Annotated in this window: 19 protein-coding genes; 10 read left to right on the top strand and 9 right to left on the bottom strand. The window is 51.7% G+C overall.

The features are described from left to right. Positions 1-4 precede the first annotated feature (4 nt). The 4 genes from tsaB (at position 5) to rnd (ending at position 4663) form a co-directional block, all read left to right on the top strand. Complete coding sequence (gene tsaB, locus KWG64_RS15240) at positions 5-706, top strand: tRNA (adenosine(37)-N6)-threonylcarbamoyltransferase complex dimerization subunit type 1 TsaB (RefSeq protein WP_218522353.1); 702 nt, start codon at positions 5-7, stop codon at positions 704-706. Between the two features lie 62 nt (positions 707-768). Beyond that, positions 769-1401 (top strand): Slp family lipoprotein, encoded by a 633-nt coding sequence (locus tag KWG64_RS15235; RefSeq protein WP_255562190.1) that lies wholly within the window; start codon positions 769-771, stop codon positions 1399-1401. A 350-nt stretch (positions 1402-1751) separates the two neighbouring features. After that, complete coding sequence (gene fadD / locus KWG64_RS15230; RefSeq protein WP_195823150.1) at positions 1752-3449, top strand: long-chain-fatty-acid--CoA ligase FadD; 1698 nt, start codon at positions 1752-1754, stop codon at positions 3447-3449. A gap of 92 nt (positions 3450-3541) precedes the next feature. After that, positions 3542-4663, top strand: a complete 1122-nt coding sequence (rnd, locus tag KWG64_RS15225; RefSeq protein WP_218522352.1) for a ribonuclease D — start codon at positions 3542-3544, stop codon at positions 4661-4663. A gap of 352 nt (positions 4664-5015) precedes the next feature. Here the strand turns inward: rnd and minE are convergent, their stop codons facing one another. The 3 genes from minE to minC are packed head-to-tail and all read right to left on the bottom strand — an operon-like array spanning position 5016 to position 6821. Beyond that, the gene (gene minE, locus KWG64_RS15220; protein WP_152327067.1) at positions 5016-5291 is read right to left on the bottom strand and encodes a cell division topological specificity factor MinE; all 276 of its coding nucleotides are present in this window, start codon (positions 5289-5291) and stop codon (positions 5016-5018) included. A 3-nt stretch (positions 5292-5294) separates the two neighbouring features. Next, entirely contained in the window at positions 5295-6107 is an 813-nt protein-coding gene (minD, locus tag KWG64_RS15215) for a septum site-determining protein MinD (RefSeq protein ID WP_013575324.1), read from the bottom strand. 24 nt (positions 6108-6131) lie between these two features. Continuing rightward, entirely contained in the window at positions 6132-6821 is a 690-nt protein-coding gene (gene minC / locus KWG64_RS15210; protein ID WP_152327068.1) for a septum site-determining protein MinC, read from the bottom strand. Between the two features lie 136 nt (positions 6822-6957). Between minC and KWG64_RS15205 the strand changes: the two genes are divergently transcribed. The 4 genes from KWG64_RS15205 to KWG64_RS15190 all read left to right on the top strand — a co-directional run bounded on the left by KWG64_RS15205 (position 6958) and on the right by KWG64_RS15190 (position 9763). Then, complete coding sequence (locus tag KWG64_RS15205; protein WP_218522351.1) at positions 6958-7230, top strand: YcgL domain-containing protein; 273 nt, start codon at positions 6958-6960, stop codon at positions 7228-7230. A 122-nt stretch (positions 7231-7352) separates the two neighbouring features. Beyond that, the gene (locus KWG64_RS15200; protein WP_218522350.1) at positions 7353-8528 is read left to right on the top strand and encodes a lytic transglycosylase domain-containing protein; all 1176 of its coding nucleotides are present in this window, start codon (positions 7353-7355) and stop codon (positions 8526-8528) included. Between the two features lie 22 nt (positions 8529-8550). Continuing rightward, complete coding sequence (locus KWG64_RS15195; protein ID WP_218522349.1) at positions 8551-9207, top strand: fumarylacetoacetate hydrolase family protein; 657 nt, start codon at positions 8551-8553, stop codon at positions 9205-9207. Positions 9208-9313: 106 nt separating this feature from the next. After that, positions 9314-9763 carry a YcgN family cysteine cluster protein gene (locus KWG64_RS15190; protein WP_101080018.1) on the top strand — a complete coding sequence of 150 codons (450 nt, stop codon included), beginning with the start codon at positions 9314-9316 and terminating at the stop codon, positions 9761-9763. Between the two features lie 323 nt (positions 9764-10086). Here KWG64_RS15190 and iraP read toward each other — a convergent pair whose 3' ends face one another. From iraP to nhaB, 4 genes are all read right to left on the bottom strand, one after another. Beyond that, complete coding sequence (iraP, locus tag KWG64_RS15185) at positions 10087-10428, bottom strand: anti-adapter protein IraP (RefSeq protein ID WP_152327073.1); 342 nt, start codon at positions 10426-10428, stop codon at positions 10087-10089. Positions 10429-10561: 133 nt separating this feature from the next. Beyond that, positions 10562-11686 carry an AI-2E family transporter gene (locus KWG64_RS15180; protein WP_218522348.1) on the bottom strand — a complete coding sequence of 375 codons (1125 nt, stop codon included), beginning with the start codon at positions 11684-11686 and terminating at the stop codon, positions 10562-10564. A 159-nt stretch (positions 11687-11845) separates the two neighbouring features. Beyond that, positions 11846-12376, bottom strand: a complete 531-nt coding sequence (gene dsbB, locus KWG64_RS15175) for a disulfide bond formation protein DsbB (RefSeq protein ID WP_195815251.1) — start codon at positions 12374-12376, stop codon at positions 11846-11848. A 182-nt stretch (positions 12377-12558) separates the two neighbouring features. Next, positions 12559-14082 carry a sodium/proton antiporter NhaB gene (gene nhaB / locus KWG64_RS15170; protein WP_218522347.1) on the bottom strand — a complete coding sequence of 508 codons (1524 nt, stop codon included), beginning with the start codon at positions 14080-14082 and terminating at the stop codon, positions 12559-12561. 244 nt (positions 14083-14326) lie between these two features. Between nhaB and fadR the strand changes: the two genes are divergently transcribed. Continuing rightward, positions 14327-15046, top strand: a complete 720-nt coding sequence (gene fadR, locus KWG64_RS15165; protein ID WP_217153178.1) for a fatty acid metabolism transcriptional regulator FadR — start codon at positions 14327-14329, stop codon at positions 15044-15046. Positions 15047-15132: 86 nt separating this feature from the next. Here the strand turns inward: fadR and KWG64_RS15160 are convergent, their stop codons facing one another. Further along, a complete protein-coding gene (locus KWG64_RS15160; protein ID WP_152327078.1) occupies positions 15133-16668 on the bottom strand; it encodes a SpoVR family protein in 1536 nt (511 codons plus the stop codon). 252 nt (positions 16669-16920) lie between these two features. Beyond that, positions 16921-17751, bottom strand: a complete 831-nt coding sequence (locus KWG64_RS15155; protein ID WP_218522346.1) for an alpha/beta fold hydrolase — start codon at positions 17749-17751, stop codon at positions 16921-16923. 569 nt (positions 17752-18320) lie between these two features. Here KWG64_RS15155 and KWG64_RS15150 point away from each other — a divergent pair. Next, positions 18321-19622: a D-amino acid dehydrogenase gene (locus tag KWG64_RS15150; protein WP_218522345.1), complete on the top strand. Its 1302-nt coding sequence runs from the start codon at positions 18321-18323 to the stop codon at positions 19620-19622. The last annotated feature ends 24 nt before the right edge of the window (positions 19623-19646 follow it).

Genomic DNA, 19646 nt, shown 5'->3' with positions numbered 1-19646 from the left:
TGGCATGTCCACGCGAATTTTAGCAATTGATACGGCGACAGAAGCCTGTTCGGTTGCGCTATACAATGAGGGCGAAACGCTCGCTCATTTTGAACTCTGCGCCCGCGAACATACGCAGCGTATTTTGCCGCTGGTGCAGCAGATCCTCGCCGAAGCGGGCCTGACGCTGAATCAGCTCGATGCTCTGGCCTTTGGCCGCGGGCCGGGCAGTTTTACCGGCGTGCGTATCGGTATCGGCATGGCGCAGGGACTGTCGCTGGGCGCTGAACTGCCTTTGCTGCCGGTTTCCACCTTACAGACCATGGCGCAGGGCGCTTACCGCCAGACTGGCGCTGAAAACGTGCTGGCCGCCATCGATGCGCGCATGGGCGAAGTGTACTGGGGCGAATTCTCCCGGAACGCTCAGGGCGTCTGGAGTGGTGAAAACACCGAGAAAGTGATCAAACCTGAACAACTCATCGAACAGGCCGGCTCACTGACCGGCCGTTTTGCGACCGTCGGCACTGGCTGGGAAGCTTATCCGCATTTGCTGGGTGAATCTCCGGTTGCAGAATTATTTGATGGCAAAATGTTACTGCCGCACGCGGAAGATATGCTGCCGCTGGCGCTCCAGCTCTGGGAAAACGGCGTTCGCGTAAATCCTGAAGATGCTGAACCCACTTATCTGCGCAACGAAGTTACGTGGAAAAAGCTGCCGGGCCGGTAAGTTACCGCAACTTGTGTACTTAAAAGTGGTCAAAAAAAAGAGTATGCACAGGAGTCATCGCAATGCGTAAGTGGTCAGCAGTCCAGCAGTTTTCGGTTCAGACAGGTAAAAAATGGGCGTTGAGCGCTGTTGCGCTGAGCGTTCTGGTGTTGTCAGGATGTGTCACCGTTCCGGATGAAATCCGCGGGACCACGGCAACGCCGCAAATGAATTTACAGGCGGTGCAGGGCGCACCGAGTCTGTATGTCGGGCAGGAGTCACGTTTTGGCGGCAAAGTGGTGGCAGTCACCAATTTGCAAAATAAAACGCGTCTCGAAATCGCCACGATGCCGCTTGATGACGGCGCACGGCCGATTCTGGGCGCGGCGTCGCGAGGCCGCATCATGGCTTACATCAACGGTTTCGTCGATCCGGTGGATTACCGAAATCAGCTCGTGACCGTGGTTGGCCCGATCACCGGCGTTGAAAAAGGCACGGTAGGGCAGTCGTCCTATGATTTCGTGACTGTCAACGTAAACAGTTATAAACGCTGGCGTATCGAGCAACAGGTGGTGATGCCGCCTCAGCCGATGGGCCCGTGGGGCTGGGGATACGGGGGACCGTACGACAGCTGGGGGCGAGGGTTTGGGCCCGGTTGGGGCCCCGGCTGGTATGACATGGGGCCCGCACGGGTCCAGAGTGTCGTCACCGAATAACCGGCACAATCACGGCGCGCCGCTTCCGCACGGGGCTCCACCGGCACACGGTGGTCAGCCTCCGAACGGCCCGCCACCTCAGGCTGCGATGAGACCGGCACCGGGACATCCGGTGCCGCCGCCGAAAAAGTAAAGACAGACAAGATCGTTGTTAAGGCGGCTTAATTGCCGCCTTTTTCTTTTTAAGCCATGGAAGGTTTGGCTAACGAAGGGCACAGAAAAAGTGACCCGCCTCTCAACCTCGACATTGTTTGAAACACAACTGGTAAGCTGAGTTAAAATATTGTTAAAGACGTGATAAAACTCGTCGAATTGAGATGGCAACAGTACATGATTTCAGGAGTGATACCTTGGAAAAGGTTTGGCTAAAACGTTATCCGGCAGATGTTCCCGAGAACATCGATCCTGACCGCTACAGCTCGCTGGTCGAGATGTTTGAAAATGCCACGCTGCGTTATGCAGACAGTCCGGCGTTTATCAACATGGGCGAGGTCATGACGTTCCGTAAACTTGAGGAACGTAGTCGTGCTTTTGCGGCCTATCTGCAAAATCAGTTAGGGCTGAAAAAAGGCGACCGCGTGGCCCTGATGATGCCTAATCTGCTGCAATATCCGATTGCGCTGTTTGGCGTCTTGCGTGCGGGCATGGTCGTGGTGAACGTCAACCCGCTCTATACGCCACGCGAGCTGGAACATCAGCTCAATGACAGCGGTGCCAGCGCCATTGTGATTGTGTCCAACTTTGCCCATACGCTGGAAAAAGTGGTCTACAAAACGCAGGTTAAGCATGTGATCCTGACTCGTATGGGCGATCAGCTTTCTGCGGCAAAAGGCACGCTGGTTAATTTTGTCGTCAAATATGTCAAAAGGCTGGTGCCTAAATATCACCTGCCAAATGCGATTTCCTTCCGCAGTGCCCTGCAATACGGGCGTCGCTTGCAATATATCAAACCCGATATCATCAATGACGATCTGGCGTTTTTGCAATATACCGGCGGAACTACCGGCGTTGCAAAAGGCGCGATGCTGACACACCGGAACATGCAAGCCAATCTGGAACAGGCAAAAGCGGCGTACGCGCCGTTGCTGCAACCGGGCCATGAACTGGTGGTGACGGCGCTGCCGCTGTATCACATTTTTGCGCTGACGGTGAATTGTCTGCTGTTCCTCGATCTGGGGGGAAAAAGTCTGCTGATCACCAACCCGCGCGACGTGCCGGGCATGGTGAAAGAGCTGTCGAAATATCCGTTCACCGCCATCAGCGGGGTGAATACGTTGTTCAACGCGTTACTCAATAACGAAGATTTTCGTGAGCTGGATTTCTCGACGCTGCGCCTTTCTGTCGGCGGCGGAATGTCAGTTCAGAAATCGGTTGCCGATAAATGGGAAAAGCTGACCGGCAAGCATTTGCTGGAAGGTTATGGCCTGACGGAGTGCTCGCCGCTGGTCGCGGGCAACCCGTACGATCTGAAACATTACAGCGGTAGTATCGGTTTACCGGTGCCGTCGACGGAAGTGCGTCTGGTGGATGATAACGGCCAGGATGTCGCGCCGGGTCAACCCGGAGAGCTGTGGGTGCGCGGGCCGCAGGTGATGCTGGGCTACTGGCAACGGCCTTCGGCGACCGATGAGGTGCTAAAAGATGGCTGGTTATCGACGGGGGATATCGTTACAGTGGACGAGCAGGGTTTTTTGCGGATTGTGGATCGCAAAAAAGACATGATTCTGGTTTCTGGTTTCAACGTGTACCCTAACGAAATTGAAGAGGTGGTTTCACAACATGACAAGGTGCTCGAAGTAGCCGCCATTGGTGTGCCAAACGAGTCGTCGGGTGAAATCGTCAAAATTTGCGTGGTGAAGAAAGACCCGTCACTGACCAGCGAAGAACTTCTGGCACATTGCCGCCGGTTATTAACCGGTTACAAAGTACCGAAGATTGTTGAATTTCGCGATGAGTTACCGAAGTCAAATGTCGGTAAGATCCTCAGACGCGAACTTCGCGATGAGCAGGCAAAACCGAAGGACGATCCGAAGCAGGATGCGGCGTAACGTTTGCCCGCTGCGCTGTGATGGTCACTCTCAACGCCGGATTTGTCCGGCGTTGTCACGTTATAACGCATTAATATTAAGAGAATTAAGATTTGAATTATCAGTTGATCACGACCAATGACGCGCTGGAGCAGGTTTGTCTTCAGGCCAAAGCGCACAGCAAAATCGCGCTGGATACCGAATTCGTCCGTACCCGCACTTATTACCCGCAACTCGGGCTCATCCAGCTGTTTGACGGTGAACGGCTGACGCTGATTGACCCGTTGCCGATTACCGCCTGGCAGCCTTTTATCGATTTGCTGGTCAATCCTGATGTCGTGAAATTTCTCCATGCCGGTAGTGAAGATCTGGAAGTGTTCCTCAACGCTTTTGGCGTGATGCCTTCTCCGCTGATTGATACGCAAATTCTTGCCGCCTTCAGCGGGCGTCCGCTGTCTTGCGGGTTTGCCCGTCTGGTGGCAGAAACGACCGGCGTTGAGCTGGATAAAAGCGAATCGCGCACCGACTGGATTGCTCGTCCTCTGAGCGAAAAACAGTGTGTCTATGCCGCTGCCGATGTCTGGTATCTTCTGCCGCTGGCCGACCAGCTGATGCGTGAAACCGAAGAAGCTGGCTGGATGGATGCCGCGCAGGATGAATGTCTGGCGTTGTGCCGCCGTCGTAAAGAAGTTCTGCAACCTGAACTGGCCTATCTGGAAATTGGCAATGCGTTCCAGCTGCGTCCGCGTCAGCTGGGTTGTCTGAAGTTGCTGGCCGCCTGGCGCCTTAATCAGGCACGTCAGCGTGACCTGGCCGTCAACTTTGTGGTGCGTGAAGAAAATCTCTGGCAGGTAGCCCGTTATCAGCCTAAATCGCTGGGTGAGCTGGAAGCGCTTGGCCTGAGCGGCCCGGAAATCCGTTACCATGGCCGCACGTTGCTCGCACTGGTGGAGGAGTCTGAGGCATTGCCTGAAGACGATTTACCGGCTCCCATTTCGAATCTGATTGATCAGCCGGGCTATCGCAAAGTCTTCAAAGACATCAAAGCGCTGATCCAGACCGTGAGTGAAGAAAGCGGGTTAAGCGTCGAGTTACTGGCCTCACGTCGCCAGATTAATCAGTTATTAAGTCGTCACTGGAAGTTAAAAGAGAAAGAATCACAGCCGGAATTAATCAGCGGCTGGAGAGGAAAACTTCTGGCTGAAAGGTTGAACGAAATTCTCAGTCAATATTGATGGGCTCATCGCGTTCAAAATAGCGGAATACGAAAACTTAAATTAAAAGGCGGAGATTTTCTCCGCTTTTTTGTTTTTAGTTAACCGCATATTTAAATAATAGCGTTCGGGTAATGTTCGCGGATGAAATCACACTAAGGATATTAATCGCCAGGCTAAATGGGATGAGTCTTAATCATAATTTCAGATAATAAATAGAGCAGGGTGCGGAACAATCTCTTTAGTGGGGATATATACAGTGGTGTTGCCAGGGAAAATAAGCGAGCGGGCGAAAATCAGGGAAAAAATTGAGTAGCCCCCTGAGAAAACAGGGGGCGCTATGCTGAAAGAAACACCTGCAGGCAGACTGCTGTCATTTAGGCGCGTCTTCCGATTCTGACTCTGGCAAGGTGACGTTAAGTTCCAGTACGGAAATATCGTCACCTTTTTGCTCGAACTGAACCTGCAACATTTCGGGGTCAATCTTAATGTACTTACAGATGACCGCCAAAATATCACGTTTCAATTCAGGCAGATACGACGGTTCACTATCCCCTCGACGCCGTTCGGCTACGATGATCTGTAGCCGTTCCTTGGCTATATTGGCTGTCGATTTTTTGCGGGACAGAAAGAAATCTAACAATGCCATGGTTTATCCCCCAAAAAGGCGTTTCAGGAAACTCTTCTTCTCTTCCTCAATAAAACGGAACGCACGTTCTTCACCAAGCAGACGGCTGACGGTATCGTCGTACGCTTTCCCTGCATCAGATTCCTGATCCAGAATGACCGGTTCGCCCTGGTTGGACGCACGCAGTACGGACTGATCTTCAGGAATAACACCGATCAGAGGAATACGCAGGATTTCCAGCACATCTTCCATGCTCAGCATGTCGCCACGACTGACACGGCCCGGGTTGTAACGGGTGAGAAGCAGGTGTTCTTTAATAGGCTCTAAGCCTTGTTCCGCACGACGGGATTTTGAGGACAAAATGCCCAAAATGCGGTCGGAGTCACGCACGGAAGAGACTTCCGGGTTGGTCGTAATGACGGCTTCGTCGGCGAAATACAGCGCCATTAATGCGCCGGTTTCGATACCCGCAGGGGAATCGCAAACCACGAAGTCAAATTCCATTTCGGCAAGATCGTTAAGGATCTTTTCTACGCCTTCGCGGGTCAGTGCATCTTTATCACGGGTTTGCGAAGCCGGAAGAATAAACAGGTTTTCAGTGCGTTTATCTTTGATAAGCGCCTGATTCAGCGTGGCATCACCCTGGATCACGTTGACGAAATCATAAACCACGCGGCGCTCACAGCCCATAATCAGATCGAGATTACGCAGACCGATATCGAAATCGATAACAACGGTCTTTTTACCTTTTTGAGCTAAACCGGTAGCAATGGCCGCGCTTGAAGTGGTCTTGCCAACGCCCCCTTTACCCGATGTAACAACTATGATGCGTGCCATGAATGGATTCCTTGTCGAAAGGGCTTAGTTTAAAGGTTGTATGGTTAACACATTATTTATCAGGCTGAGGCGCGCGGCCTGACCGAGATAATCGGTCGGGATTTGATCACTCAGCCAGTATTGCCCTGCGATAGAGACTAGTTCAGCGCCTAAATGGGTGCAAAAAATCTGACAATTTGCATCACCTGCTGCACCAGCCAGCGCTCTTCCTCGCATCATACCGTAGATGTGGATATTGCCATCGGCAATCAGTTCCGCACCTGCGCTGACACTACTGGTCACGATGAGGTCGCTGTTACGGGCATAAATTTGTTGGCCGGATCTGACCGGAGAACTGACAATGCGGGTTTTCGCCGGAGCATTGTCGGGCACGACAGGAACCGGTGGTTCTGCGGCGATGCGCTGTGCACGGCCTTCACTCAGCAACGGCAAACCGGTGCGGGAAAGTGCGCGTTTCTGCCCTTCGTCTTTACAACCACTGATGCCCACAACGCGAAAACCTGCAGAAGCGACAGCCTGTTGAATGTCTTTCCAGTTTGCTTCACCGCTCAGCGAGGCAACGTTGATAACAACAGGGGCATTTTTCAAAAAGGCCGGAGCTTGCTCCACTTTTTCCTGTAATGCCTGATAAATAACCTCCGGTTGTGAACTATGTAAATGAACAACCGATAAGGTAAAACTGCTGCCTTTTAGTTCTATTGGCGATTGTGACATCTATCCTGACTCAGTCTCAGCAACTCTAAATCCCCGGAATACCACTCGGGGGGCGATATTCCGATGTACGTTAAGCATGTTATAGTTACAGTTATATCTAGGCAAGCCACCGTTTCAATAAAATAGAGTTAAAAAAATGCTTTGTGTGATCTATAGAAGTACTAAACGCGACCAGACTTATCTGTATGTCGAAAAAAAAGACGATTTCTCTCGTGTGCCTGAAGAATTACTCAAAGGTTTTGGCGTGCCGCAGTTCTCAATGATGCTCAATCTGGCCGGGCGTGAAAAATTAGCATCTGCGGATATTGCAAAAGTGCGTCAGGCTCTCGAAGAGCAGGGTTATTATCTGCAGGTTCCACCACCGGTCGAAAGTTTATTGAATATTCATCTGACTGACGCGAGTAAATAACGCTTTCCTGACATTTGTTTCGGCATTTCACGCACTTTCGGACGTCATGACTTGCAATCATCGCTGGAGTACTCAAAGCTTACAGCGATGATTCAATTGCAGATGTGATAAGGAAGAATTTGATGAAATTGTCGGCACTGGCCGTGTTAACACCGCTGATTATCCTCAGCGGTTGTGCAGCGCAGAAGGCAACCTCAGGACAAACCACGCCGCAGACTGCGGCAACGACACAACCTTCAGCCGCCGCGCCGGCTGCTACGCCCGGTAAAACATCGCTGGCCGAACAGGGAAGAGACCCCGCTGAGTTTCCCGCTTATGTTGAAAAACTGAAAGCGCAGGCTCTGGCGCAAGGCATCAGCCAGCAAACCATCGACAGTACTTTCGCCAACATTCATTTTGTTGACCGTGTCATTAATTCCGATCGCAATCAGCTGGAAAAGAAAATCACGCTTGATGATTATCTGACCCGTGTCTTGCCGGAGTGGAAAATCAAACAGGGGCAGACCCAATACCAGAGTAATTTGCCTGCGCTCCAGCAGGCCAGCGACCGTTACGGCGTTCAGCCGCAATACATCGTTGCTTTGTGGGCGATGGAAAGTAGCTTCGGCAAAATCCAGGGCAAGGAAGATGTCTTCTCCGCGCTGGCAACGCTGGCCTTCGAGGGCCGTCGTGAAGCCTTCTTCACCAAAGAATTTATGGCTGCGCTCAAAATCGTCGATTCCGGTCATGCCACCAGCGATATGATGAAAGGATCCTGGGCTGGTGCGATGGGGCAGTCGCAGTTTATGCCGACGTCCTATCTGAATTACGGCGCCGACGGCAACGGCGACGGCAAAATCGACATCTGGAAAAATACCGATGATGTCTTTGCATCTACCGCGAATTATCTGTCGAAAGAAGGCTGGAAACGCGATCAGGGCTGGGGGCAGGAAGTGAAATTGCCAGCAGGCTTTGACGGCAGTCTGGCGGGACTGAAAAACAACCAGATGCATCCGGCCAGTTACTGGCAGCAAATGGGCATCACGCAGGTAGACGGCAGCCCGCTGGCATCTACGGCAACCCGTGCATGGATTATCACACCAGATGATACGCAAGGGCGCGCATTCCTGGTTTACGATAACTTCCGTACGATTATGCACTGGAACCGTTCAACCTATTTCGCACTGAGTATCGGAATGATGGCGGATGGCATTATGGGTTCGCAGGCGCCGGTTGTTTCTGGTGAAACCGCACCGGCGGCCACCGCTGCGCCTTCCGCACCGTTAGCGCCAGCTCCGCGTAATCCGTTCAGCGGCTGATTTCTCCAAAAGGAGTGGCTGTATGTATCAACACAGAGACTGGCATGGCGCGTTACTGGATTTCCCGGTGAACAAAGTCGTGTGTGTGGGCAATAACTATGCCGATCACATCAAAGAAATGGGCAGTCAGATTTCCGCCGAACCGGTGGTGTTTATCAAACCGGAAACGGCGCTGTGCGATATCCGTCAGCCGCTCGCGATTCCGAAAGATCTGGGTGCGGTACATCACGAAGTTGAGCTGGCCGTGCTTATCGGCACGCCACTCAAACAAGCCACGGAAGATCGCGTTGCCAACGCCATCGCCGGTTATGCGCTGGCGCTGGATTTAACGCTGCGTGATCTGCAGACGAAATTCAAAGCGGCGGGGCAGCCGTGGGAAAAAGCCAAAGGCTTCGACGGTTCCTGCCCGATCAGCGGATTTATTCCGGTGAGTGAATTTGGTGATGCGCAGCAGGCTGATTTGCAGCTGGTCGTTAACGGTGAAACACGGCAGGAAGGCAATACCCGTAACATGCTGACGCCGCTGTTGCCGCTGATTGCTTACATGAGCCGTTATTTCACGCTGCGCGCGGGCGATATCATTCTGACCGGCACGCCGCAAGGCGTCGGGCCGCTGAAAGCGGGTGACGAAATTGTGGCTACACTTAACGGTAAGTCTTTTTCAACCCGCGTGATCTGAAACAAACCCTCTCTCCGCCGGAGCAGCTTTCCGGCGGCTTTACTTGCATCTGCAGGCTAAAGCGTCTATATAAGCACCCTCATTTTATTTATACCGGATGCACATTATGACTGAACCCGCTTTTTGGCAGCAAAAAACGCTGTCTGAAATGACTGACGAAGAATGGGAAGCATTGTGCGACGGCTGCGGACAATGCTGCTTACATAAGCTGATTGATGAAGATACCGAAGAAATTTACTTCACCAACGTTGCCTGTAACCAGCTCAATATCAAATCCTGTCAGTGCCGTAACTACGAGCGTCGTTTTACGCTTGAAGAAGACTGCATCAAGCTGACCCGCGAAAACCTGACCACCTTTGACTGGTTGCCGCCGACGTGTGCTTATCGTCTGATTGGTGAAGGGCGCCCGCTGCTGCCGTGGCATCCGTTGCTGAATAAAGCCTCTAAATCAGCAATGCACACCGCACAAATCTCCGTTCGTTATATCGCGGTTCGCGAGGACGATGTGGAAGACTGGCAGGATCACATTATGAATAAGCCAAGCTGGGCGAGATAACTCGCTGAAAGGAAAGAAGAAAGGGTTTCAGGGGTGAGAGTGTGGGGCAGAGACGGGGATGGCCCGCTACGTGGAGTTCAAAATCCTTCTGATTCCCTGCCTCTCCCGCGTTATCGGGATGCAATGATTTACTTAAAAATTCCGTAGACTACCGTTCCCGCAATAACCCAGAACGCAACACAGGCTGTCACGCAGATTACCCAAACGGCCCAAACGGGGAGTTTGTTTAAACGTTCTAACCCCATATTTGCTATCACCTCTGATTTTAGACATAAAAAAGCCCCGGCGACCGCCAGGGCGTAATACTTATCATACATTCATTTTTATATTTCTGAATCGGGTCTGACGCCATTTAATGCATTCAGCGCTTCCGCATCCAGTTCCGGATCGGCTTTGTCGATCAGTCGCGTAATTTCAATCAGCGCCTGGAATTGTTCAAACAGAAGTGTGGCATCCGATTTCAGCACATCATCTGCGGAATCCAGCACGGAATTGATCGCTTTGTTCACGCTTTCGATGGCTTCCTGCGGACCGCCATTTTTGCCCACGGTAAGGAAAACAGCACTCAGCAAAAGCGACTGAGCTTCAACCTGTGCGGTCAGCTGCTTTGCATCCACCTCCATCCGGGAAATCTTTGCGACCATGCTTAAGATAATATTTTTCATTGCTACCCCTTCAGAGACAAATGTTGAATCGCCTCCACATTTCTACGCCAGGTTCGAAAATCTTCATAATGAAATTTGAAAAAAATGAGCGGCTGCACAGGCCGCTCACTGATGGGGGTAAACCGGTAATAGTTTAGGTTGCGGTTTTATCCGCGTCCGGGTGATTTTTCCCTTCTTCAATAAAGTCTTCGTCAATCATATCGGTATTATTCTGATGCTCGCGCCCGGAAAGAATATTCCAGCAGGCGATGAACAGGGCTGCAATCAGCGGACCGATAACAAAGCCGTTGATACCATAGACTTCCATCCCGCCCAGCGTGGTGATCAGAATGAGATAATCCGGCATTTTGGTGTCTTTGCCGACCAGCAGCGGTCGCAGAATATTATCGACCAGGCCGATAACCACCACGAAGAAGACGATGAGGAAAATCGCCTGCCACAACATTCCGGAGGCGAAGAAGTAGATCGTCGCCGGCACCCAAATGATCGCCGAACCGACCGCAGGAATAATCGACAGAAACGCCATCAGCGCGCCCCACAGCAGGCTGCCATCGAGACCCGCAATGTAGAATGCCAGCCCGCCAAGCGCACCCTGAACGATCGCAACCACCACCGTGCCTTTCACCGTTGCGCGTGAAACGGCGGCAAACTTCATGAACAGATGATGTTTCACATGGCGGGAAAGCGGCAGGGCTTCCAGCGTCAGATTAACCAGATACGCGCCGTCTTTAATCAGGAAGAACAGGATATACAGCATGATGCCGAAACCGACAACAAAGCCGAATGTGCTCTTACCAATCACGAAAACGCTGCCTGCCAGATACTGACTTCCCTGTAATGCGACGTCTGAAAGTTTTTTCTGAATCTCAGCCGTGCTGTCTAAATTATGGTCGGCAAGGAAATGACGCGCCCATCTTGGTAAATGGTGAATGGTGTCTGACACCAGTGTAGGCAGTTGCGATTCATTACCCTGAAGTTTGGTGTAAACCGTATTGAATTCTATGGCCAGTGAAGAAGTAATAATCGCCAGCGGCGTGAAAACAATCAGACAAATAATCAGCACGGTCAGCAGTGAGACCACGCCGTTGCGGTCGCCGACAAATTGCTTCAGCCGGTTTTTCATCGGATTAAAAATCACCGCCAGAATAATCGCCCATAGTACGGAAGAATAGTAAGGCCTCAATACATCCAGGAAGGCCAACGTCACAATGAAAAGGATCATAATAAAGAAACCCTTTGAAAACCCTTTAACCACCATATCTCTTCCTCTGTTGAGCGTTTTAGCTCTCGTAGCATAGAACTCATTGCCGTTTTTACAACTATCGCTCTTTTTTCGTGCGGCAGCGTCGTTCATTTCCGCTGATAAACGCAATAAAAAAAGCGCCCTGAGGCGCTTTTATCGTCGACATGTCTGGAATTAACGGCCGAACAAATCACGACGTTTTGGTTTTACGAACTGGGCCAGTAACACCAGGATCCCGATGATCATAAAGACGCTGAAGACAACGACCAGCCACTGAGGCATCCCCAGAGACAGGAATTCCCACTGTTTTTCAGCACAATCACCGCTGGCGATGAACATCCACGGGAACCATTTGTCCAGTGGCAACCAGGTCGGGAAGCGGGCTGCAAAATCGCAGGTGGCGAACGGAGAAGGGTGCAGCTGAATCATGGTGTGTTCCCATGACAGGCGGATCCCTTCATACGCGCTGTAAAGCCAGATAAGGATACCGGCGTAACGCAACCAGGTCGCCGGGGCAATTGCGCCCACCAGACCCGCAGCCAGTATGCCCATCAGCGCACAACGTTCGTAGATACACATGACGCATGGTTTCAGCAACATCACGTGTTGGAAATACAACGCAACCAGCTCAAGCGCCAGAGCGGTCAGAGCCATCAGAAGCCATGCACCGCGGCCTTGCGAGCAACGGTTAAGATATTGCAACATAGAAATTTTTTCCCTGCAGTTAGCTACTGACACGCAGTGTAAACCAATTGGACCCCGCTGCCAGCCTGTCTCCATAAATATTCGGTAAATAATTAATATAAATCGGACAATTCGACTTTAAATTCGGCTATTTTCTGAGTCGATGCTCAGGCACAGAATTACCCACCTGATCCTCGTGGCGGTCAATGTAATGAGGAAAGTGCCAGCCATCCCATGTCGGTGTACCACTGCGTCATTTCCGGCAGCAGGAATTGCACACAAAGCAGACCTGCGAGCGTCATCACAATCGTGTAAGGCAGCGCCATCCACACCATCCGGCCATATGAAAGGCGGATCAGCGGGGCAAGGGCGGACGTCAGCAGGAACAGAAATGCCGCCTGACCGTTCGGTGTCGCGACGGAAGGCAGGTTTGTTCCGGTATTAATGGCGACCGCCAGCATCTCAAACTGTTTCAGATTAATGGCACCGTTTTCCAGCGCTGATTTCGCTTCATTGATATAAACCGTACCGACGAAGACATTATCGGAAACAGAAGAAAGCAATCCGTTGAACAGATAGAACAGCGAAAGCTGATTGGCGGGCGCAGATTGCAGCACGAAATTCACAATCGGGCTGAATAAGTGCTGATCGACAATCACGGCGACTACCGCAAAAAATACCACCAGCAGCGCGGTAAACGGCAGGGAATCCTGAAATGCTTTGCCGATCGCATGTTCGTCCGTCACGCCGCAAAATGCCGTCGCGAAGATAATCACGGACAGCCCGATCAGCCCGACTTCGGCCAGATGAAACGCGAGCGCGATAATCAGCCATACGCCAATCAGCGCCTGCACGGCCAGTTTGATACGTTCCTGACGTGTGCTGTTTTCGGTATTTTTCTGGTCGTACTGTTTGAGAACCTCGAAGACCGGTTGTGGCAACTTTGCGCCATAACCAAACAGGCGGAAACGTTCGACCAGCGCGCAGACGATAAAACCGCAAATGAACACCGGCACGCTGACCGGTGACATGCGGATCAGAAAATCAGTGAACTGCCATCCGGCGGCCTTCGCGATGATCAGGTTTTGTGGCTCGCCGACCATCGTCATGACGCCGCCCAGCGCGGTACCTACGCCGGCATGCATCATCAGGCTGCGTAAAAATGCGCGGAACTGTTCCAGAACGCCGCTGGCTTCTGCATTTCCGCCCTGAGCGGACGCGACGTTGTGATAAATCGAATAGAACCCTACGGAAACGCTGATGACCACGGCAATGACCGTCAGCGCATCCAGGAAGGCGGAAAGGAAAGCGGCGGCGAAACAAAAAGCCAGCGAGAGGGCGATTTTGTTACGCAGGTTCAGCAGAAGTTTGGTGAAAACCGTCAGAAGCAGCTGCTTCATAAAGTAGATACCGGCAACCATGAAAATCAGCAGCAAAATCACTTCCAGATTGCCCGCTACTTCTTCGCGAACCCTTTCAGCACGGGTCATACCTATCATCACGGCTTCAATGGCCAGCAAGCCGCCCGGTTGCAGCGGATAGCATTTGAGCGCCATACCGAGCGTGAAGATGAATTCAATCATCAGTAACCAGCCCGCCAGGAAAGGGCTGACCAGAAAGAACACCAGCGGGTTAATAATCAGAAAGGCCAGAATGGCTATTTTGTACCAGCCAGGGGATTGCCCGAGAAAGTTTTTAATCAATGCGTGGCGGAAGGTTGTATCCATAATTCCCAGCGGTCCTTTAGGGTTATTTTGCTGCGGTATCAGAAAGATAGACCAGTGTAATACTCCGGTGAAAAATTTTCTCCTGCGGCGGTGTAATATTAAGTCCTTCAAAAAAGGGAAATTCTGCCAACCCCTGCACAGTTTCAACATTAGTTCCGTCTGGGCGCTATAACCGCTGATTTTCATCTGGTATGATGAGCTCGACTATATCCCTGATAAATGCCTCACACGGAACGACAAACACATGGTTATTAAGGCACAAAGTCCTGCCGGTTTTGCCGAAGAGTACATCATCGAAAGTATCTGGAACAGCCGGTTTCCGCCGGGTTCAATCTTGCCTGCGGAGCGGGAACTTTCAGAACTCATTGGCGTAACCCGAACCACATTACGTGAGGTTTTACAACGTCTTGCCCGTGATGGCTGGCTGACCATTCAGCACGGCAAACCGACGAAAGTGAACAACTTCTGGGAAACTTCGGGTCTGAATATTCTGGAAACGCTGGCGCGACTTGATCACGACAGCGTTCCGCAGCTCATCGACAATCTTCTGTCGGTTCGTACCAATATCGCGACCATTTTTATCCGCAAAGCGATGCGGACGAATCCGGAAGAAACGCAGCAGGTGCTGGCGAAAGCCGCCGAAGTGGAAGATCAGGCTGAAGCCTTTACGGCACTGGATTACGGTATTTTCCGCGGTCTGGCCTTTGCATCCGGTAATCCGATTTACGGTCTGATTATTAACGGGCTGCGTGGTCTGTATACGCGCGTCGGCCGTTATTACTTCTCCAACCCGGAAGCGCGTAAACTGGCGATTACTTTCTACAAAAAATTGTCCGACATTTGCCACGAAAAAAGTTACGAGCAGATTGTGGATTGCGTGCGTAATTATGGCCGTCAGAGTGGTGAAATCTGGCACAGCATGCAGGGCACTATGCCGGGTGATCTGACCGAACAGAAACGCTGATTTTTTGCGGGTTCTGTTGAAATGAGAAAGGGCGCTTAGCGCCCTTTTTTAATGCCTGAATTTGCCTGCTCTGAACAGTGTGCCGGTCAGAGCGGCGTTGGCCGTGGCGGGCAACGTTCCAGCAATTCCACGCTGCCGTCTTCGTTGAGCTGCTCGATAAATACATCGAAGCCCCACAGACGGTGAACGTGTTTCATCACTTCACGGCGGCTCTTGTCCAGCGGCGCGCGGTCTTGCGGGATATATCGCAGCGTCAGCGAACGGTCACCGCGCAGATCAACATTCCAGACCTGAATATTCGGTTCGTGGTTACTCAGATTATATTGCGCCGACAATTCCTGCCGTATCGCGCGATAACCTTCCTCGTTATGAATTGCCGCGATTTCCAGATAATTATTATGATCGTCATCGAGCACAGTAAACAGACGGAAATCACGCATCACTTTTGGTGACAGGAACTGGCTGATAAAGCTTTCATCTTTGAAGTCCCGCATCGCGAAATGCAGCGTCGTCAGCCAGTCTGAACCGGCGATATCCGGGAACCAGTAGCGGTCTTCTTCGGTCGGTTCCTGACAGATACGTTTGATATCCTGGAACATCGCGAAGCCCAGCGCATACGGGTTGATCCCGCTGTAATACGGGCTGTTATACGGCGGCTGATACACCACATTGGTGTGGCTGTGCAGGAACTCCAGAATGAAACGATCCGAGACTTTTCCTTCGTCATACAGATGATTCAAAATGGTGTAGTGCCAGAATGTCGCCCAGCCTTCGTTCATCACCTGAGTCTGTTTTTGCGGATAGAAGTACTGGCTGATTTTACGCACAATGCGCAAAATTTCCCGTTGCCAGGATTCCAGCAGTGGCGCGTTTTTCTCCATGAAATACAGCAGATTTTCCTGCGGCTCAGAAGGGAAGCGGCGCGCCTGTTCCGGGGCATCCACGCTGTCTTTGCGCGGCAGCGTTTTCCACAGCGAATTCACCTGACTTTGCAGATACTCTTCACGGCTTTTCTGCCGCGCCAGTTCTTCCTGCAAAGAAATCTTCTGCGGGCGTTTATAGCGGTCAACGCCATAATTCATCAGCGCATGGCAGGAATCGAGCAATCGTTCCACTTCATCGACACCATAACGCTCTTCGCATTCGCTGATATAGCGTTTGGCAAACAGCAGATAATCGACAATCGAGCTGGCGTCGGTCCAGCTTTTAAACAGATAGTTATTTTTGAAGAAAGAGTTATGGCCGTAACAGGCGTGCGCCATGACCAGCGCCTGCATCGTGATGGTGTTTTCTTCCATGAGATAGGCGATACACGGGTTGGAGTTGATGACGATTTCGTACGCCAGACCTTGCTGTCCGTGTTTATAAAGTTGCTCGGTTTCAATGAATTTCTTGCCGAACGACCAGTGTGTGTAGTTGATGGGCATGCCGATGCTGGAATAAGCATCCATCATTTGTTCAGAAGTGATGATCTCGATTTGATGCGGATACGTCTCCAGCCGGTACGACTTGGCGACCCGGTCAATTTCTTCGAGATAGGTTTGCAATAACTCAAACGTCCAGTCCGGTCCATCGCTAAGACGTTTGTCCTCAGTTTTTTTCTTTTGGGTCACTGTCGTCATAAGCCGCACCCTCATTCAGTTATGGACGCTACAGAGTGTTTGATTCACAACCTTTTCTTAAGATTTCGCACGTCCTTTGATAATCGTAGCTCAATCTGAGTGTGCTGCAGGATAAACACCATGAATCCATTCCTCATCAAATCTATATCCTGATGGAAAGGGGCTGTCAATCGGTGTGCGATGAAGACCCAAAGCCGCAAAGAGCAGGGCTTTGGGTCAGTTTCAGACAGGTGAAAGCGGGGTAACGCGGTATTAACTGCGGATAAATTCTAATAAATCTTCATTAATCTGATCTTTATGTGTGCTGCATAAACCGTGCGATGCGCCCGGATAGACTTTGCCTTTTCCGTGTGGAAGAAGCTTGAGCGCGGCTTCGCTGGAAGAGGCCGGGGGCACAATCTGGTCATCGTCACCGTAGATGACCAGCGTCGGAATAGTTATTTTTTTCAGGTCTTCACGCTGGTCGGTTTCAGAGAAAGCTTTCACGCAATCATAAAGTGCTTTGACTGACGCCTGCATGCCCTGACGCCAGAAACTCTGACGCAAACCTTCTGAGACCTTTGCCCCTCCGCGGTTAAAGCCGAAAAAGGCATCTGGCAAATCCAGGAAAAACTGCGAACGGTCTTTTTGTACGCCGTCGCGGATGCCGTCGAATACGGAAAGCGGCAGACCGGCCGGATTGAAATCCGTTTTGACCATAATCGGTGGCACCGCACCAATCAGCACGGCTTTGGCAACGCGCGCCGTACCGTGGCGGCCAATATAACGCGCGACTTCGCCGCCGCCGGTCGAATGCCCGATATGCACAGCGTCTTTCAAATCCAAATGGGCAGTCAGTTCGGCCAGGTCATCGCCGTACTGATCCATATTGTGCCCGTCCCACGGTTGCGAGGAGCGCCCGTGTCCGCGGCGATCATGCGCAATTACACGAAAGCCTTTCTCCGCCAGAAACAGCATCTGATCTTCGAATGCATCGCCGGATAACGGCCAGCCATGGCTGAAAACTACCGGCTGGCCGCTTCCCCAGTCTTTATAAAAGAGTTGCGTGCCATCTTTGAGCTTCAGAAAGTTTGAGTTATTCACTGGTGACTCCTTATCGCTGAATGAATGTCGCTGAAATGAACGGTGCGTGTTATGAAACTTTCGAAGTGTAGGTCACTAATCGAACGATTGCGATGTTGCTCACATTTCGGGCTGGACATGCAGACGGACAGTTTGCGTGGAGCCAGCTTCTTATGCAGTCCCGTTCAGGTTAAAAACCGTTTTATAAACTCCCTGCAAGCATTAACCCGGTTTGAGGTGAGGGATATCAGGTAATGTCACACACTGCAATAATGGTAGTGATTTGTGCTGAAATATTGCTTGTATACAAGAATAAAAGACCGCCGCCAAACCCGGCGCGAAAGTGGAAGCGGCTGATGACATCAATGCAGTCAATGCAGTCAAAAAACCATAACTTTCTCTCTGCAAAGCCGGAATGTTGCGGGATATCGTTATTTATTTGCAGCTATTGAAAAAAATCCCGCCATGAACGATAAATAAATGTGAAACAACTCACGGTTATGAACGCCTGTGTTGGCGATTTTTCGCAGTCAGGTTAATTTCCTGTCATCAGAATATTATGCTTTGTTTTGTCGTGGAGTGGAGTCGATATGCGTGTGGTGATTTTAGGCAGTGGTGTGGTCGGTGTCGCCAGTGCATGGTATCTGGCTAAGGCGGGACATGATGTGACGGTTATCGATCGTCAGTCCGGGCCTGCGGAAGAAACCAGTGCGGGGAATGCGGGGCAGATCTCACCGGGCTATGCTGCACCGTGGGCGGCTCCAGGCGTTCCTGTAAAAGCAATCAAATGGATGTTCCAGAAGCATGCGCCGCTGGCAATTCGTCTGGACGGAACCCAGTTCCAGCTGAAATGGATGTGGCAAATGCTGCGTAACTGCGACATGAACCATTATCAGACCAATAAAAGCCGCATGGTCCGTCTGGCGGAATACAGCCGCGATTGCATGAAGGCGTTGCGCGAAGAAACCGGTATTCAGTACGAAGGCCGTCAGGGCGGTACGTTGCAATTGTTCCGTACGGCGCAACAGTTTGAGAGCGCGGCGAAAGATATCGCGGTACTCGAGGACGCCGGTGTCCCGTATCAGTTGCTGGAATCGAGCCAGCTGGCGACGGCAGAACCGGCTCTGGCGCAGGTCGCGCACAAGCTGACCGGCGGCCTGCGTTTGCCTAACGATGAAACCGGCGACTGTCAGTTGTTCACCCGCACGCTGGCGGACATGGCGCGGCAGGCTGGCGTGAAATTCGAATTTAACCTGACGGTCGATAAACTGCATGTTGAAAACGGCGAGATTACCGGCGTGCAATGTGGCGACGAGCTGGTGAAGGCGGAGGCTTATGTGGTGGCATTCGGTTCTTATTCCACCGCTCTGCTGGCAGATCTGGTTTCCATTCCGGTGTATCCGCTGAAAGGCTATTCGCTGACAATTCCGATCACTGATCCGGCTTCTGCACCGGTTTCTACCGTGCTGGATGAGACCTATAAAATTGCGATTACGCGTTTTGATAACCGTATCCGTGTCGGCGGGATGGCAGAAATTGTTGGTTTTAACCTGAAGCTGGCGCAGGCGCGTCGCGAAACGCTGGAAATGGTGGTTAAAGATCTCTATCCGAACGGCGGCAACGTGGAGGCGGCGACTTTCTGGACAGGCTTGCGCCCGATGACGCCTGACGGCACGCCGATTGTGGGCCGTACGCGCATCAAAAATCTGTATCTGAATACCGGCCACGGCACGCTCGGCTGGACAATGGCCTGCGGTTCCGGTCAGCTGTTATCGGATATTATGTCCGGCGTGACACCGGCTATTCCGTCTGATGATTTATCGGTTGAGCGTTACAGCCCCGGTTTTATCGCCCGTCCGGCTGGCCCGCATAAAATGCACCCGGTGGCTTAAAAACCGGTTTTCCTTCCCCCGCGC

This window comes from Rahnella sp. PD12R, from assembly GCF_019200965.1.
Classification (GTDB): domain Bacteria; phylum Pseudomonadota; class Gammaproteobacteria; order Enterobacterales; family Enterobacteriaceae; genus Rahnella; species Rahnella laticis.
This window is presented reverse-complemented; position numbering and strand designations above follow the sequence as displayed.

Excerpts from the sequence above, each read along its gene's own strand:
- tsaB (WP_218522353.1), top strand. The coding sequence starts at position 5 with ATGTCCACGCGAATTTTAGCAATTGATACGGCGACAGAAGCCTGTTCG.
- KWG64_RS15235 (WP_255562190.1), top strand. The coding sequence starts at position 769 with ATGCGTAAGTGGTCAGCAGTCCAGCAGTTTTCGGTTCAGACAGGTAAA.
- minE (WP_152327067.1), bottom strand. The coding sequence starts at position 5,291 with ATGGCATTGTTAGATTTCTTTCTGTCCCGCAAAAAATCGACAGCCAAT.
- minD (WP_013575324.1), bottom strand. The coding sequence starts at position 6,107 with ATGGCACGCATCATAGTTGTTACATCGGGTAAAGGGGGCGTTGGCAAG.
- minC (WP_152327068.1), bottom strand. The coding sequence starts at position 6,821 with ATGTCACAATCGCCAATAGAACTAAAAGGCAGCAGTTTTACCTTATCG.
- KWG64_RS15205 (WP_218522351.1), top strand. The coding sequence starts at position 6,958 with ATGCTTTGTGTGATCTATAGAAGTACTAAACGCGACCAGACTTATCTG.
- KWG64_RS15200 (WP_218522350.1), top strand. The coding sequence starts at position 7,353 with ATGAAATTGTCGGCACTGGCCGTGTTAACACCGCTGATTATCCTCAGC.
- KWG64_RS15195 (WP_218522349.1), top strand. The coding sequence starts at position 8,551 with ATGTATCAACACAGAGACTGGCATGGCGCGTTACTGGATTTCCCGGTG.
- KWG64_RS15190 (WP_101080018.1), top strand. The coding sequence starts at position 9,314 with ATGACTGAACCCGCTTTTTGGCAGCAAAAAACGCTGTCTGAAATGACT.
- iraP (WP_152327073.1), bottom strand. The coding sequence starts at position 10,428 with ATGAAAAATATTATCTTAAGCATGGTCGCAAAGATTTCCCGGATGGAG.
- KWG64_RS15180 (WP_218522348.1), bottom strand. The coding sequence starts at position 11,686 with ATGGTGGTTAAAGGGTTTTCAAAGGGTTTCTTTATTATGATCCTTTTC.
- dsbB (WP_195815251.1), bottom strand. The coding sequence starts at position 12,376 with ATGTTGCAATATCTTAACCGTTGCTCGCAAGGCCGCGGTGCATGGCTT.
- nhaB (WP_218522347.1), bottom strand. The coding sequence starts at position 14,082 with ATGGATACAACCTTCCGCCACGCATTGATTAAAAACTTTCTCGGGCAA.
- fadR (WP_217153178.1), top strand. The coding sequence starts at position 14,327 with ATGGTTATTAAGGCACAAAGTCCTGCCGGTTTTGCCGAAGAGTACATC.
- KWG64_RS15160 (WP_152327078.1), bottom strand. The coding sequence starts at position 16,668 with ATGACGACAGTGACCCAAAAGAAAAAAACTGAGGACAAACGTCTTAGC.
- KWG64_RS15150 (WP_218522345.1), top strand. The coding sequence starts at position 18,321 with ATGCGTGTGGTGATTTTAGGCAGTGGTGTGGTCGGTGTCGCCAGTGCA.